The organism is Pseudomonas sp. 1928-m, from assembly GCF_029269135.1.
Lineage (GTDB): Bacteria > Pseudomonadota > Gammaproteobacteria > Pseudomonadales > Pseudomonadaceae > Aquipseudomonas.
This window is the reverse complement of record NZ_JARIXO010000001.1, coordinates 1986927-2002279: the sequence shown is the minus strand read 5'-3', so window position 1 is coordinate 2002279 and position 15353 is coordinate 1986927. Positions and strand designations below refer to the sequence as shown.

Annotated in this window: 15 protein-coding genes; 11 read left to right on the top strand and 4 right to left on the bottom strand. The window is 62.3% G+C overall.

Features of this window, described 5'->3' with window-relative positions:
- Positions 1 to 396 carry a peptide-methionine (R)-S-oxide reductase MsrB gene (msrB, locus tag P3C18_RS09055; RefSeq protein WP_275961477.1) on the bottom strand — a complete coding sequence of 132 codons (396 nt, stop codon included), beginning with the start codon at positions 394 to 396 and terminating at the stop codon, positions 1 to 3.
- Between the two features lie 389 nt (positions 397 to 785).
- On the opposite strand from msrB, the gene P3C18_RS09050 reads away from it, so the two are divergent.
- The 4 genes from P3C18_RS09050 to htpX all read left to right on the top strand — a co-directional run bounded on the left by P3C18_RS09050 (position 786) and on the right by htpX (position 4222).
- Positions 786 to 1997 (top strand): pyridoxal phosphate-dependent aminotransferase, encoded by a 1212-nt coding sequence (locus P3C18_RS09050; protein WP_275961476.1) that lies wholly within the window; start codon positions 786 to 788, stop codon positions 1995 to 1997.
- Between the two features lie 12 nt (positions 1998 to 2009).
- Positions 2010 to 2753, top strand: coding sequence for an SDR family NAD(P)-dependent oxidoreductase (locus P3C18_RS09045; RefSeq protein ID WP_275961475.1), 744 nt, complete (start codon positions 2010 to 2012; stop codon positions 2751 to 2753).
- Positions 2753 to 3205, top strand: a complete 453-nt coding sequence (locus P3C18_RS09040) for a hypothetical protein (RefSeq protein WP_275961474.1) — start codon at positions 2753 to 2755, stop codon at positions 3203 to 3205. Before P3C18_RS09045 ends, P3C18_RS09040 begins: the two co-directional genes overlap by 1 nt.
- Before the next feature lie 144 nt (positions 3206 to 3349).
- Complete coding sequence (htpX, locus tag P3C18_RS09035) at positions 3350 to 4222, top strand: protease HtpX (protein ID WP_275961473.1); 873 nt, start codon at positions 3350 to 3352, stop codon at positions 4220 to 4222.
- Positions 4223 to 4275: 53 nt separating this feature from the next.
- Here htpX and P3C18_RS09030 read toward each other — a convergent pair whose 3' ends face one another.
- Complete coding sequence (locus P3C18_RS09030; RefSeq protein ID WP_275961472.1) at positions 4276 to 4932, bottom strand: thiopurine S-methyltransferase; 657 nt, start codon at positions 4930 to 4932, stop codon at positions 4276 to 4278.
- A 170-nt stretch (positions 4933 to 5102) separates the two neighbouring features.
- Between P3C18_RS09030 and P3C18_RS09025 the strand changes: the two genes are divergently transcribed.
- Entirely contained in the window at positions 5103 to 5873 is a 771-nt protein-coding gene (locus tag P3C18_RS09025) for a class III extradiol ring-cleavage dioxygenase (RefSeq protein WP_275961471.1), read from the top strand.
- A 72-nt stretch (positions 5874 to 5945) separates the two neighbouring features.
- On the opposite strand, the gene P3C18_RS09020 is transcribed toward P3C18_RS09025, so the two are convergent.
- Complete coding sequence (locus P3C18_RS09020) at positions 5946 to 7661, bottom strand: DEAD/DEAH box helicase (protein WP_275961470.1); 1716 nt, start codon at positions 7659 to 7661, stop codon at positions 5946 to 5948.
- A 332-nt stretch (positions 7662 to 7993) separates the two neighbouring features.
- On the opposite strand from P3C18_RS09020, the gene P3C18_RS09015 reads away from it, so the two are divergent.
- Positions 7994 to 8785 carry a crotonase/enoyl-CoA hydratase family protein gene (locus P3C18_RS09015; protein WP_275961469.1) on the top strand — a complete coding sequence of 264 codons (792 nt, stop codon included), beginning with the start codon at positions 7994 to 7996 and terminating at the stop codon, positions 8783 to 8785.
- A 22-nt stretch (positions 8786 to 8807) separates the two neighbouring features.
- Here P3C18_RS09015 and P3C18_RS09010 read toward each other — a convergent pair whose 3' ends face one another.
- Positions 8808 to 9581, bottom strand: coding sequence for a spermidine synthase (locus P3C18_RS09010; protein WP_275961468.1), 774 nt, complete (start codon positions 9579 to 9581; stop codon positions 8808 to 8810).
- 163 nt (positions 9582 to 9744) lie between these two features.
- On the opposite strand from P3C18_RS09010, the gene P3C18_RS09005 reads away from it, so the two are divergent.
- The 5 genes from P3C18_RS09005 to P3C18_RS08985 are packed head-to-tail and all read left to right on the top strand — an operon-like array spanning position 9745 to position 15329.
- Positions 9745 to 11085: an NAD(P)-binding domain-containing protein gene (locus P3C18_RS09005; RefSeq protein ID WP_275961467.1), complete on the top strand. Its 1341-nt coding sequence runs from the start codon at positions 9745 to 9747 to the stop codon at positions 11083 to 11085.
- Positions 11085 to 12020 carry a bile acid:sodium symporter family protein gene (locus tag P3C18_RS09000; protein WP_275961466.1) on the top strand — a complete coding sequence of 312 codons (936 nt, stop codon included), beginning with the start codon at positions 11085 to 11087 and terminating at the stop codon, positions 12018 to 12020. Before P3C18_RS09005 ends, P3C18_RS09000 begins: the two co-directional genes overlap by 1 nt.
- Positions 12020 to 12802: an SDR family NAD(P)-dependent oxidoreductase gene (locus P3C18_RS08995; protein ID WP_275961465.1), complete on the top strand. Its 783-nt coding sequence runs from the start codon at positions 12020 to 12022 to the stop codon at positions 12800 to 12802. The genes P3C18_RS09000 and P3C18_RS08995 overlap by 1 nt, the downstream gene beginning before the upstream one ends.
- Positions 12802 to 13542, top strand: a complete 741-nt coding sequence (locus tag P3C18_RS08990) for a sulfite exporter TauE/SafE family protein (RefSeq protein ID WP_275961464.1) — start codon at positions 12802 to 12804, stop codon at positions 13540 to 13542. The genes P3C18_RS08995 and P3C18_RS08990 overlap by 1 nt, the downstream gene beginning before the upstream one ends.
- Entirely contained in the window at positions 13539 to 15329 is a 1791-nt protein-coding gene (locus P3C18_RS08985; protein WP_275961463.1) for an N-acyl-D-glutamate amidohydrolase, read from the top strand. The genes P3C18_RS08990 and P3C18_RS08985 overlap by 4 nt, the downstream gene beginning before the upstream one ends.
- The last annotated feature ends 24 nt before the right edge of the window (positions 15330 to 15353 follow it).

Genomic DNA, 15353 nt, shown 5'->3' with positions numbered 1-15353 from the left:
TTAAGCCTTCGGCACCAGCTTGAGCGATGCCGAGTTGATGCAATAACGCAGACCCGTCGGCGCTGGCCCATCGGGGAACACATGCCCCAGGTGAGCATCGCACTTGGCGCATTTGACTTCGATGCGGTGCATGCCGTGATTGAAGTCATCCAGGCTGGTGATGGCTTCGCTGCTGACGGGTTGGAAGTAACTCGGCCAGCCGCTGCCGGAGTCGTACTTGGCATCCGAGTCAAACAGCTCGGCCTGGCAACAGGCGCAGTGGTAAATACCCGGCACCTTGCTGTCGTGATACTGGCCGGTAAAGGCGCGCTCGGTGCCGCCCAGGCGACATACATGAAACTGCTCCTCAGAAAGCTCTTCGCGCCAGGCTTCCAGGGGTTTTTCCAGCTTGTCCACAGGCAGGTCTCCTCTATGTGAAAAAATCGCCGGGAGCGATTTTTAACGTCGCGCAGCGACGGCCCGAAGGGTGGTGGCCATGGATGGCACACCATAAAAAAGCCCAACCAGTACCTTTGCCAAGGTCGGGCTGCCACGTATCATTCGACCCCAGTCTGTCACCGGCGTTACAACCTGCCAAGGCTCGTCAGATCGCGTCTTTTTGCAGAGTAATTCAGAGGGTGTTTACAAAAGTAGCGAGCGATGGCAAGGCAAGGCGAAAGCAGCCGAAAAAGCGGAGTGTACAAGTGTACATGAGCATTTTGAGGCTGCTTTCAACGCTGCATGGTCGAGTGCAGTAATTTGTAAACACCCTCTCAGCGGCGTTCCACCATTCGGGATCACTTAATATGCAGTTCAGCAAATCGAACAAGCTCGCCAACGTCTGCTACGACATTCGCGGGCCGGTGCTCAAGCACGCCAAGCGCCTGGAAGAGGAAGGCCATCGCATCCTCAAGCTGAATATCGGCAACCCGGCACCGTTCGGTTTCGAAGCGCCTGAGGAAATCTTGCAGGACGTAATCCGCAATCTGCCGACAGCGCAGGGCTACAGCGACTCCAAGGGCCTGTTCAGCGCGCGCAAGGCGGTGATGCAGTACTACCAGCAGAAGCAGGTGGAAGGCGTTGGCATCGAGGACATCTACCTCGGCAACGGCGTCTCCGAGCTGATCGTGATGGCCATGCAGGCGCTGCTGAATAACGGCGATGAAGTGCTGATCCCGGCGCCGGATTACCCGCTGTGGACCGCTTCCGTAGCACTGGCTGGCGGCAAACCGGTGCATTACCTGTGCGATGAGCAGGCCGGCTGGTTCCCTGATATCGCCGACATGCGCGCCAAGATCACGCCGAACACTAAGGCCCTAGTGCTGATCAACCCGAACAACCCCACCGGCGCGGTGTACTCCAAGGAAGTGCTGCTGGATATCGTCGAACTCGCGCGCCAGCACAATCTGGTGCTGTTCTCCGACGAAATCTACGACAAGATCCTCTACGACGAAGCCCAGCATATCTGCACCGCCTCCCTGGCCCCGGACGTGCTCTGCCTGACCTTCAACGGTCTGTCGAAATCCTATCGCGTGGCCGGTTTCCGCTCCGGCTGGGTAGCGATTTCCGGGCCCAAGCACCGCGCGCAGAGCTATATCGAAGGCATCGACATCCTTGCCAACATGCGTTTGTGCGCCAACGTGCCGAGCCAGCATGCGATTCAGACCGCGCTGGGCGGCTACCAGAGCATCAATGACCTGGTGCTGCCGCAAGGCCGTCTGCTGGAGCAGCGCAACCGCACCTGGGAGCTGCTCAACGACATCCCCGGGGTCAGCTGCGTCAAACCGATGGGCGCGCTGTATGCCTTCCCGAAGATCGACCCGAAAGTCTGCCCGATCCATAACGACGAGAAGTTCGTGCTGGATCTGCTGCTCTCGGAAAAACTGCTGATCGTTCAGGGCACCGCGTTCAACTGGCCGTGGCCGGATCACTTCCGCGTGGTCACCCTGCCGCGCGTGGATGAGCTGGAAATGGCCATCGGCCGTATCGGCAGCTTCCTCAAGACTTACCAACAGTAATCGGAGCAAGCCATGAGCCAGGGCAAACGCTATCTGCTGACCGGGGCCAGTTCTGGCATCGGCGCCGCCCTGGCCCGTGAGTTGGCGGCCAAGGGTTACGACCTGGCGCTGGCCGCACGCCGCGAAGACAGCCTGCATCTGCTGGCTGCCGAGTTGCAGGCGCGCTTTCAGCGCAAGGTGGTGGTGTTGCCACTGGATGTGACCGACTACGAAGCCTGCCAGGATGCCGTGGGCCTGGCTGCCAATGCCCTCGGCGGACTGGACGGGATTATCGCCAACGCTGGCATCGCCCTAACCGGCAAAGCCGGCGGTGGCCACTTCAAGCGCGCCCGACTGACCGTGGAAACCAACCTGATCGGCGCGATTGCTTGCCTGGATGCCGCCTGTGCGCTGTTCCGCCAGCAGGGCCATGGCCATTTGGTCGCCGTCGCCTCAGTCGCCGGTAAACGCGGCCTACCGCACACGGCAGCCTACTCCGCGAGCAAGGCCGGCCTGATCAGCTATATGGAAGCCACCCGCGCCGAACTACTGGGCAAGAACATCGACACCACCCTGTTGCTGCCGGGTTTTATCGACACGCCACTGAACAGCGATATGGCCAGCCGGCCATTCCTGATTGGCGTGGAGCGCGGCGCGGCGCTGATCGCCAAGCACATCGACAAACGCGCCGTCAGTGCCTATGTGCCTGGCTGGCCCTGGGCGCTGCTGGGCCGCGTGCTGCCTTACCTTCCAACCTCAATGATTGGCAAATTCTGATGGACCTGCAGATCGACGACTTCTACAAGGATGCCGCCGCCGGCATGCTGACCCTGTACCAGGCGTTCCCCAGTAAAGCCGCGCTGTATGTCGAAGACCTGATCGGCCGTGAAGAGCCGGATGAATTCGGCCTGCCCACACCACGCCATCAAAGCTGCCTAGGCGCCCTGCTGTGGCTCGCCGAGGAAGGCTATATCCGCTTCGACACCACTATCGGCTACGACGCCCTGGATCAAGCCGTACTCAGCGAAAAAGGCTTTCTGCGCCTGACTCGCGGCGTACCTCACGCCCTGCGCGAGGGCGACGCCTTGCCACCCAGCGTGCGCCGCGTGCACGCCACGCTGGCCTTTCAGCTGCGCGAAGCACTCGGCCAGCGCCATGGCGAACGCGTCGCCCGTCTCACCCGCCTGCTGTTCGAATCCAACCTGAACGGCGCAAGCGACATAGTTTGAAATAGTCGCCAGGTTGAAGTGCCGGGGGGTGCGCCCTTATATAGCCGTCATAACCAATAGTGGCCGTTGAAAACCAGGCGAAGCAGCCAGAACAGGGTTTTCAGCGGCCTGATAGATGTTTCCCGTGAGGAGTCTCAATACACCATGATGCGCATTATGCTGTTCCTGGCCACCAACGTTGCGGTGTTGATCATCGCCAGCATCACCCTGAAGTTGCTCGGGGTCGACCGCTTTACCGGCCAGAACTATGGCAGCCTGCTGGTTTTCTGCGCCGTGTTCGGTTTCGCCGGCTCGCTGATTTCGCTGTTCCTGTCCAAGTGGATGGCGAAGATGAGCACCAAGACCGAAATCATCACCCAGCCACGCACCCGTCACGAACAGTGGCTGCTGCAGACCGTGGAAGAACTGTCCCGCGAAGCCGGGATCAAGATGCCAGAAGTGGGCATATTCCCGGCCTATGAGTCCAACGCCTTCGCCACCGGCTGGAACAAGAACGACGCCCTGGTAGCGGTCAGCCAGGGCCTACTGGAGCGTTTCTCGCCCGACGAAGTACGCGCCGTACTGGCCCACGAAATCGGTCACGTAGCCAACGGCGACATGGTCACCCTGGCGCTGATCCAGGGCGTGGTGAACACCTTCGTGATGTTCTTCGCGCGGATCTTCGGCAACTTCGTCGACAAGGTGATCCTGAAAAACGAAGACGGCCCAGGCATTGGCTACTTCGTCGCGACCATCTTCGCCGAGCTTGTACTGGGCATCCTGGCCAGCATCATCGTTATGTGGTTCTCGCGTAAGCGCGAATTCAAGGCCGACGAAGCCGGTGCTCGCCTGGCCGGCACTGGCGCGATGATCGCCGCCCTGCAGCGCCTGCGCGCCGAACAGGAAGTGCCGGTCACCATGCCTAACAGCCTGACCGCCTTCGGCATCAACGGCGGCCTGAAGGGCGGCCTGGCTGGCCTGCTGATGACTCACCCGCCACTGGAAGTGCGTATCGAAGCCCTGCGTCAGCGCGGTTAAGCTCAGCAGCAACGTAAAAGGCGGCCCACGGGCCGCCTTTTTCTTTTCAGGTTTTAGGCCTTACACAAGCGATACACCCGCTCATCCAGGCGCTCAAGACCGCGCTTGAGAAACTTCCAGTTGTCGCCCAGCACATCGCCGCATGCCAGTTCCTCTAACTGCCAATCGGGCGCAAACAGCCGCTGCACCTCATCATCCGCCACAGCGAAGGGCGGGCCGTCCATCTGCGCCTGGTCATAGTCCAGGCTCACCAGTAACCCCTGGCTGCCGCTGGGTAAAATCTGCGTCAGGTGCGCCACATAACGCGCGCGCATGTCCGGCGGCAATGCGATCAGTGCAGCGCGGTCATACAGCGCCACGCAACCAGTAAGCTGCTGCGCGGTCAAGACGAAGAAATCGCCGCAGTAGATCTCCACAGCGCCAGCCCGATAAAGCCTGAAAGCACCCACTTCGCTGATCACCGGCTGCAGCTTATGCTCAGCGAAGAAGTCCTCCACCGCACGCTGCGCCAGCTCGACACCCACCACCTGATAGCCCTGCCCCGCCAACCAGGCCAGGTCCAGGCTCTTGCCACACAGCGGCACCAGCACCCGCGCACCTTGCGGCAAAGCCAGCGCCGGCCAGTGCTGTTGCAGGTAAGGATTGACCTCGGGCAGATGAAAGCCGATTTCACTGCGCGCCCAACGCGACTGCCAGAATTCTGCGTGCATAAATGCTCCTGTAAAGATTCAGCTGAAGATCGTGCCGCAACACAGCTAATAAGGCCAAGGGATTCGCCCACACAAACCCATCTATTAAAGCGATCAAAACACCTTAGCTTTTGCGCTTTTATGCACAGATTGGTTGATAGAAGATGCAAGCAACCCATCAGGAGTCTGCCATGCCACTGCCCAGCCTATTTATCTCCCACGGCTCACCCATGCTGGCCCTGCAACCCGGCGCCAGCGGCCCTGCCCTCGCCCGCCTGGCCAACCAACTGCCCAAGCCGCGCGCGATTGTGCTGGTTTCCGCGCACTGGGAAAGCCGCGAACTGCGGGTAGGCAGCGCGGCGCAACCGCGAACCTGGCATGACTTTGGCGGTTTTCCTGCCGAGCTCTATCAAGTGCAATACCCGGCGCCCGGCAACCCAACCCTGGCGGCGGAGATAGTCCAACTGCTGGCCGCAGCCGACCTGCCCGCGCAGCTCGACGCCGAGCGGCCGCTGGATCACGGCGCCTGGGTACCGCTCTCGCTGATGTACCCACAGGCCGATATTCCCGTGGTGCAGGTATCCCTGCCCAGCCAGCAGGGCCCGGCGTTACAACGCAAGGTTGGCAGGGCCCTGACCGGCTTGCGCGCACAAGGCGTGCTGCTGATTGGCTCCGGCAGCATCACCCATAACCTTGGCGAACTGGACTGGCACGCAGGCCCGGATGTCATCGAGCCTTGGGCACAAGCCTTTCGCGACTGGATCGTGGAGAAACTAACCGAGCAGGATCACGCCGCTCTGCAGGACTACCGCCGACAAGCGCCCTTTGCGGTGCGCAACCACCCCGGCGACGAACACCTGCTGCCACTGTTCTTCGCCGAGGCCGCTGGCGAGCAATTCAAGGTCGAGCACAGCGGCTTTACCCTGGGCGCACTGGGGATGGATATTTACAGCTTCACTTAAGCCATACGCCCGACAAACAACCGAAATAAAAAAGCCCCGCACTAGGCGGGGCTCCTTTAATTCAGCGAAGCATCAATCTTCGCGATAACGACGCAGCTTCAGTGGCTTGCCACCGACGCGGGTGTCTTTCAGCTTGGTCAACAGACGCTCGAGGCCTTCTTCCGGCAGCTCGACCAGGCTGAAGCTTTCGCGCACCTGGATGCGGCCGATGGCTTCGCGGACCAGGCCGCCTTCGTTGAGGATCGCGCCGAGCAGGTTCTTCGCGGCGATACCGTCGCGAGCGCCCAGGGCGGTACGGCAACGGGCACGGCCTTCGGCCAATGGCACTGGCGCACGACGCTCACGGCTGCCTTCGCGATCAGGACGCTCAGGACGGTCACCGCGCTCGCTACGCTCACGTGGGCCACTGCTGTTTGGTACCAGCGGCTGGTCACGCTCAACTTCAGCCAGGGTCAGCGCTTGGCCATTGGTGGCCTTGCGCAGCAGGGCTGCGGCCAGGGCACGCGGGCTGCAACCGATGTCGGCAGTCAGACGATCAAGCAGATCACCGTGGCTGGCTTCGGCATCAGCAACCAGCGGAGCCAGGCTGTTGGTGAGTTTCTTGATGCGTGCGTCCAGCACCTGCTTGGCGTCTGGCAGTTTGACTTCGCCAACCTTCTGCCCGGTGACACGCTCGATCACTTGCAGCATGCGGCGCTCACGCGGAGTCACCAGCAGCAGGGCGCGACCGGTACGCCCGGCACGGCCAGTACGGCCGATACGGTGTACGTAGGATTCCGGATCGTACGGCATGTCCACGTTCATCACGTGGGTGATGCGCGGTACGTCAAGGCCGCGAGCGGCAACGTCGGTGGCGATGACGATGTCCAGACGGCCATCTTTCAGCGAGTCGATCACGCGCTCACGCTGGTTCTGCGCGATGTCGCCGTTCAGTGCAGCGGCCTTGTAGCCCTTGGCTTCCAGCGCGGCGGCCAGATCCAGGGTGGCTTGCTTGGTACGCACGAAACCGATCAACGCGTCGAACTCTTCGACTTCCAGCAGACGCAGTACGGCGGCGTGCTTCTGGTCGGCGTGAACCATCAGATGCACCTGCTCGATGGCAGTTACGGTCTGGGTCTTGGTTTCGATCTTGACGTGCTTAGGGTCACGCAGGTGTTTTTCGGCGATGGCACGGATCGAGTGCGGCAGAGTGGCGGAGAACAGCACGCTCTGACGGCTTTCCGGCATGGCTTTGAAGATGACTTCGAGGTCATCCATAAAGCCCAGCTTGAGCATCTCGTCGGCTTCGTCGAGGACCAGGTGCTGAATGGTCGACAGGACTTTCTCGTCGCGACGCAGGTGGTCAACCAGACGACCCGGGGTGGCCACAACAATCTGTGCGCCATTGCGGATGGCCTTGAGCTGCGGGCCCATCGGCGCGCCGCCGTAAACGGCGATAACACTGACGCCCGGCATTTGCTTGGCGTAGGTTTCAAAAGCGGTGGCAACCTGCAGCGCCAGCTCACGGGTCGGCGCCAGGATCAGCGCTTGTGGCTGACGCTTGGCCGGGTCGATACGGCTGAGGATTGGCAGGGCGAAGGCAGCGGTTTTACCGGTGCCGGTCTGCGCCTGGCCGATCATGTCGTGGCCGGCGAGGATGACTGGAATCGCTTGAATCTGAATAGCCGAAGGCTCTTCATAGCCAGTGGCAATTACAGCAGCGAGAACATTGGGATGTAGATCGAGAGCGGCGAAGCCGCCGGTTTCCTGGGTCATGGGTCTGCCTCTAGTGCATCCGCAAAGACCCATGTTCCAAAGCTGCGCATGCCGTGTAAGACCCGAGAGTCACCCTGGCAGCCATGTCGGCGGGGATTTGCGAAAACGTGTGATAAATGAATCGTCAAGGATAGTCCGCAAAACGGACTAACTGCCAAAGTAAACCTTCGGGCGAGTTGTACTACCTGAACGTGGCCAAGAATTGACCGGCGCGCACTATACCGGAAAACCTGGCCAAATGTACTGGTTTTTCCTGAAATAGAGCATATGGCACGCCAAATGGTCATCCTCTGATAGCCTGCAGCTGCCATGCTGTAACGGCTTCACGCCCCAGTTCACTAACCTGCGCACAAGGACTCCCCGCCATGACCCAAAGCACCAGCGGCCGCGTCAGCCGTGAAAAACGCGGCCAGATCATGTTGATCGGCCTGGACCGAGCGAGCAAACGCAACGCCTTCGATATGCCCATGCTCGACGACATGTGCCTGGCCTACGGCGAGTTCGAGCGTGACAGCGAAGCGCGGGTGGCGCTGGTATTTGCCCATGGCGAGCACTTTACCGCCGGATTGGACCTGGCCAATGTGGCCGCGCAGTTTGCCGCCGGCTGGAAGATACCTGACGGCGGCTGCGACCCCTGGGGCGTATTCGGCGGGCCACGGGCGAGCAAACCGGTAATCGTCGCCGCGCAAGGCTACTGCTACACCATCGGCATCGAGCTGATGCTCGCTTCGGATATCAACCTGTGCGCCAGCAACACCCGCTTCGCCCAGATGGAAGTGCAACGCGGGATCTTCCCCTTCGGCGGCGCCACCTTGCGCATGCACCAAACCGCCGGCTGGGGCAACGCCATGCGCTGGCTGCTGACCGGCGATGAGTTCGATGCTCACGAAGCCTATCGCCTGGGCTTTATCCAGGAAGTTGTGGCCAGCGAAGAGTTGCTGCCCAAGGCGCTGTGGCTCGCCGAACGCATTGCCGCCCAGGCGCCACTGGGCGTGCAAGCGACTCTGGCTTCGGCGCGCCAGGCCGTGGTCGAAGGCCCGGCAGCCGCAGCCGCCAGCCTGCATCCAACCGTGACCCGCCTGATGGCCAGTGAAGATGCACAGGAAGGTGTGCGAGCCATGCTGGAACGTCGGCCGGGCGACTTTAAAGGACGTTAAGCCTGGTTATCCGGCTGCCTGATCAGGTGGCCGGCCGCACTGCCTTAATCAACGATTCCAGCGAATAACCGAACTGCGGCGCCAGTAGCTCATTACGGCGGCGCAGTTCGGCAAAGTCGATCTCCTGATCAAGATCCGCCGGCACCAGCAACACCACATTGCCCTCTTTTACCGGGCACTCCCAGTAATGCCGGTGGTAGAGGCCGCGCAACAGCGGCGCGCCCAGCGGCTTGCCGTCGTTGCCGGCCCACTGGTTGATAATCAGCCAGCCGCCGGGGTTGAGCTGCTTCTGGCAGTTTTCCAGAAAACGCCAGGCCAGATGCCCAGTCGCCGGGCCATGGTCGGTATACAGGTCGACAAACAGCAGGTCGGTCTTTTCCGCGCTTTCCAGCAGCTCCAGAGCATCGCCGATGCGGATAGTCAGGCGCGGGTCATCGACCAGGCCCATATGTTCCATGGCCAAGCGCGGCACATCGGCGCGCAGCTCGATCACTTCGACATCTTCCAACGGCAGAAAGCGCAGACAGGCCTGGGTCAGGTTGCCGGCACCGAGGCCGAGAAACAGCGCGCTTTCTGGATGTTCATGGCACAGCGCGCCAAGCAGCATGGCGCGGGTGTAGTCGTACTCCAGCCAGCTGGGGTCCGGCATATACACGCAGCTCTGCTCAATCGCCTCGCCGAATTCGAGAAAGCGGTAAGCGCCCATTTCGACTACCTGGATCACCCCGAAGGCATCGTGCACTTCGGCGATCAACAGCGGGTCCGGCATCTGCCCAACCGGGGGTAAACCTGGCATCCACCACTCTCCACCGTGACATCCCCGACCATTTCGGCCAGAGGAAAGGCGCTAATTGTCATTGAGGCACCCTCCCCTGGTCACGCGATAATTTGCCGCAGTCGGGGGCGCCGAGTTTATCGTTCTGCGACTACAACAATAAAAACGATTATCGAGGTTTGCCATGTACGCCATTATCGGTGCCGGCCCCATGGGGCTGTGTACAGCACGTCAACTGCACAAGCACGGCATCGACTTTGTCGGTTTCGAACTGCACGCGGATGTCGGCGGCCTGTGGGACATCGATAATCCGCACAGCACCATGTACGACTCTGCGCACCTGATTTCCTCCAAGGGCACCACCCAGTTCAGCGAATTCCCGATGCGCGACGAAGTGGCGCCTTACCCGCATCACAGCGAGATGCGCCGCTATTTCCGCGACTACGCCAAATATTTTGGGCTGTATGCGCACTACCAGTTCAATACCCGCGTGGTGGAAATCCAGCGCTTGGACAAAGGCTGGAAGCTGATCAGCGAGCAGGACGGCGTGCAGCGTGAATGGCTGTTCGACGGCGTGTTGATGGCCAATGGCACCCTGCATACGCCCAATCAGCCAGCACTGCCCGGCGAGTTCAGCGGCGAGCTGATGCACTCCAGCGACTACCGCTCGGCAGCGGTGTTCGACGGCAAGCGCGTGCTGGTGATCGGCTGCGGCAACTCGGCCTGCGACATCGCCGTGGACGCCGTACACCGCGCCGCGTCGGTGGACCTGTCGGTGCGCCGTGGTTACTACTTCCTGCCCAAGTTCACCCTGGGCCGTCCCACCGATACCCTCGGCGGTGCGATCAAGCTGCCGCGCCCGCTCAAGCAATTTCTCGACGGCCTGCTGGTGCGCGCACTGGTCGGCAAGCCGTCGCAATACGGCCTTCCCGACCCGGACTACAAGCTCTACGAGTCGCACCCAGTGATGAACTCCCTGGTGCTGCATTACTTGGGACACGGTGATATCCAGGCGCGCCGCGATGTGGCCAAGGTCGATGGCCTGCAAGTGACCTTCAGCGATGGCGAACAGGCCGAGTACGACCTGATTCTGCAAGGCACCGGCTACAAGCTCGACTACCCCTTTATCGACCGCGCGCACCTTAACTGGCCGAGCAATGCCGGGGCGCCGCAGCTGTACCTCAACGTGTTCCACCCCGAGTATGACGACCTGTTTATGTTGGGCATGGTCGAAGCTTCGGGCCTCGGCTGGCAGGGCCGCGACGAGCAGGCCGAGCTGGTGGCGCTGTATATCAAGGGCCTGCAGGCTGGCAGCCAGGCGGCCAAGGACTTCCAGACGCTCAAGCGCGAACGGGCCAGCATGCGCCTGGACGGCGGCTACCAGTACCTGCAACTGGAACGCATGGCCTACTACGTGCACAAGGACAGCTATCGTCAGAGCATCGCGCAGCACAGCAACAGCCTGCGCGCCGGCCTGGCGGCGCTGCCCGCTGTCGCCAGCCGCACTGCCGAAGGAAGCCTGTGATGGAGCCGGTGAATATCCAGTTCGACCCCAGCAGCCTGGTGCTGATCAACATCATCCTCGCGGTGATGATGTTCGGCGTCTCGCTGGACCTGCGCCTGGACGACTTCAAACGCATCGCCCGCGAGCCCAAGGCGCCGCTGATCGGCCTGCTGGCGCAGTTTGTCCTGCTGCCGGCGCTGACCTGCCTGGCCTGCTGGGCATTTCGGGTCGACCCTATGTTGGCCCTCGGCATGATGCTGGTGGCGGCCTGCCCCGGCGGCAGCTTCTCCAACATCATGACCTGGATGGCCCGTGGCAACGTCGCGGTATCGGTGAGCATGACGGCGGTATCCAGCCTTGCGGCCAGCGTGCTGACGCCGCTGAACTTCGGCTTTTACGCCTGGCTTAACCCGCTGACCCGACCACTGCTGACGCAGATCGCCATGGACCCGGTCAGCCTGCTGCTGTTGGTGCTGCTGGTATTGGGCCTGCCGCTGATTGTCGGCATGTGGGTTGGCCGGCGTTTTCCTGGCCTGTCACTCAAGGTGGAAAAGCCGCTACGGATCTTTGCCCTGCTGGTGATGCTGGCCTTTGTCACCCTGGCCTTTAGCCGCAATTTCGACCAATTTATCGCGCATTTTCATCTGTTCTTCTGGCTGGTGGTGGCGCACAACGCCCTGGCGTTGGCGGTGGGTTACGGCTGCGCGCGGCTGTCCGGGCTGCCGGCGGCGGATCGTCGAGCGATCACCCTGGAAGTCGGTATTCAGAACTCGGCCCTGGGCCTGGTGATCATCTTCACCTTCTTCCCCCAGGCCAGCGGCATGCTGCTGATAGCCGCGTTCTGGGGCTGCTGGCACCTGGTCAGCGGCCTGACGCTGGCCTTTATCTGGTCCCGTCGACCACCCGCAAGCCTGCCGCTGACACCTGCGGCCCTGGCCAGCGCTGGAGAAAAATAATGCCCACCATCTTGATCACCGGGGCCGCCAGCGGCCTCGGCTGGCAGCTTGCGCGCGCCTATCACGGCCAAGGCTGCAACCTGCTGCTCACCGATATCAACGCAGACGGCCTGAGCGCACGGGTAAATGAGCTGGGCGCCGAGCGGGTAATCGGCCTGGCCGGCGATATCACCGACCCACACCTGCATCAGCAATTGCTGCAGGCCTGCAGCGAGCGTTTTGGCCGCCTTGATGTGCTGATCAATAACGCCGGCATTACCCATCGCTCGCCTACCTGCCAGACCGATCCAGCGGTTTTTCGTAAGGTCATGGCCGTCGATTACCAGGCCCCCGTGGAACTGACCCTGAGCGCCCTGCCGTTGCTGCGCCAGAGCCGTGGGCAGATCATCGCCATCGGCTCCATGGCCGGCTGGATGCCGGTGCTCGGCCGCGCCGGTTATTGCGCGGCGAAAAGCGCCCTCGGTCAGTTCTTCGAGGTGCTGCGCGCCGAGGCCGCCCGTGACGGCATCAAGATGCTGCTGGTGTACCCAAGCTTTCTCGACACGCCCATCGAACAGAACGCCCTCGGCGGCGACGGCAAGCAGGCGCAACACGGCCGCTCGACCGTTGGCCAGATACGCGGCGCCGACTGGATGGCCGCGCAGATTCTCCAGGCGCAGAGGCAAGGCCGCGAGCGCCTGTTCCCCGACCGTGGCAGTTGGCTGGCCAGCCTGCTCTGGCGAGTCGCCCCCAGTTTCTACTACCGCAAGATGAGCGCGCGCTTCGCCGGGGAGATGGGCTGATGGAGCTTATCTGGCTGGCCCTCGCCGGTTTTATCCTACTGGCGTACACCCTGGAGGCCATCACCGGCTTCGGCAGCATCGTGATTGCCCTGTCACTGGGCGCCCTGCTGCTGCCCATTGATCAGCTGCTGCCAGTGCTGGTGCCGCTAAATATCTGCATGACCGGTTACCTGGTCTGGCGGCATCGGCAGATGATCGACCGCCGCCTGCTGCTGGGCATGATCCTGCCTGGCATGGTCGCGGGCACGCTGATCGGCTATGCCCTGCTGCCCTTTCTCGACGCCGCCCTGGCCAAGCGCCTGTTTGGCGCGTTGGTGCTGTGGTTCGCTGCCCGCGAGCTGTGGCGCCTGCGTCATGCGGCCGTGCAGCCCGTGCGCCCCATGTGGCTCAGCCGCCTGCTTAGCCTGTGCGCTGGCGTCAGCCACGGCCTGTTTGCTTCCGGCGGGCCGCTGCTGGTATTCGCCCTGGCCGGTACGCAACTGGACAAGGCGCGCCTGCGCGCCACCCTGGTCACGGTGTGGTTCACCCTCAACAGCCTGCTGACCCTGGCCTTTCTGCTCGACGGCCGCCTGCTGCCCGCGCTGCCGCAAGTCGCCAGTTACGCCCCGCTGCTACTGATCGGCGTGTGGCTGGGTGAGCGCCTGCACCAGCGCTTCAACGAACAGCATTTCCGCATTGCCATCTACCTGTTGCTGCTGGTCACCGGCGGCCTGCTGCTCGCGCCCTGGAGTCTGCTATGAGCCACGACATCATCATCAAGAACGGTCTGTACTTCGACGGCAGCAACCAGCCAGGGCAGCTGCGGCATATCGGCATCAAGGACGGACGCATCGATGTGCTGAGCCTCAGCCCGCTGGATGAAAGCGGCTGCCCCGAGGTGCTGGATGCGGCCGGCAAGTGGGTCACGCCGGGCTTTCTGGAAATCCACTCGCATTACGACGCCGAAGTGATCGCCGCCCCCGCATTGAAGGAGTCGGTGCGCCACGGGGTGACCAGCGTGACCATCGGCTCCTGCTCGATCAGCATGGTGCTGGCCGAAGCCGAGGACTGCTCGGACTTGTTCACCCGCGTCGAGGCAGTGCCGCGCGAATACGTGCTGCCGATCCTGCAGGAGAAGAAGACCTGGCGCGACGCCGCCGGCTACCGCGCGTTCTACGATCAACAGCCGCTGGGGCCGAATGTCAGCTCTTTCCTTGGCCACTCCGAACTGCGCGTGGCGGTGCTCGGTCTGGAGCGCGCAACCAGCAAGGTCAAACCGACGGAAGCCGAACTGGCGCGCATGGAACAGCTGCTGGAAGAGGCGCTGGATGCCGGCTGCATCGGCCTGTCGGTAATGACCACCAAGCTCGACAAGATGGACGGCGACCGCGCCTGGTCCAGCCCGCTGCCCTCGACCTTCGCCAGCTGGACCGAGTTCTCGCGCCTGTTCGCCGTGCTGCGCGGGCGTGGCGCAGTGCTGCAGGGTGCGCCGGACGCGGTGACCAAGGTCAACGTATTCGCCTTCCTCTACCAGGCCCACGGCTGGCTGCGCAAACCTCTGAAGTGCTCGATGCTCACCGCCCTGGACCTGAAATCCCAGCCGCTGCTGCATTACTTCACCCGCCTCTCCGGCTGGCTGGCCAACCGCGTGCTGCGCGGCCACTTCCGCTGGCAAACCCTACCGGCGCCCTTCACCCTGCGCCTGGAAGGCCTCAACGTAAATGCCTTCGAGGAGTTCGGTGCGGGCGAGATCCTGCGCAATATCAAGGACCCGGACGAGCTGTATGCCAAGGTGCTGGAGCCGGAGTTCCGCGCGCTGTTCAAGAAACAGGTCAAGGCCGTGCTGACCAAGGGCCTGTGGCACCGCGACTTCTCCGACTGCTGGGTAACGGAGTGCCCGGACGCCAGCCTGGTTGGCAAGAACTTCAAGCAGCTCGGCGCTGCTCGCGGCCTGGACCCGGTGGACGCCTACTTTGAGCTGGCCTGCGAATACCGTGAGGCGCTGAAGTGGACCACCTGCTACGGCAACCAGCGCGAGGCGGTGATGCACAAGTTGCTGTCCAGCCCCTGGACCCAGCCGGGCTTTGCCGACTCCGGCGCACACCTGCGCTCTATCGCCCAGTACAACTTCCCGCTGCGCTTTCTTAAATACGTGCGTGACGCCGAACTGGCTGGCACACCCTTTATGGACATGGGCCGCGCCATCCACCGCCTGACTGGCGAGCTGGCGGACTTTATCGGCGTCGACGCCGGCACTATCCGCGTTGGCGACCGCGCCGATGTGGTGATCGTCAACCCGGCTGGGCTGACCGATGAACTGGACGAGATGCATGAAGCGCCGATGGAAGTGCTTGGCCTGGAACGGGTGGTCAAACGCAATGACGCGGCGGTGGATGCCACCCTGATCAACGGCCGTATCGCCTACCGCCGTGGTAGCGAGTTCCCTGAGGCGCTGGGCAGGCAGCCAGGTTTTGGCCGCTTTCTACCGGGGCGTGACGTATTGCCACGCACAGCGAAGGTGCTGGACTTAAAACCAGCCACCGCCTAAACGTAGCCCGGATGTAATCCGGGA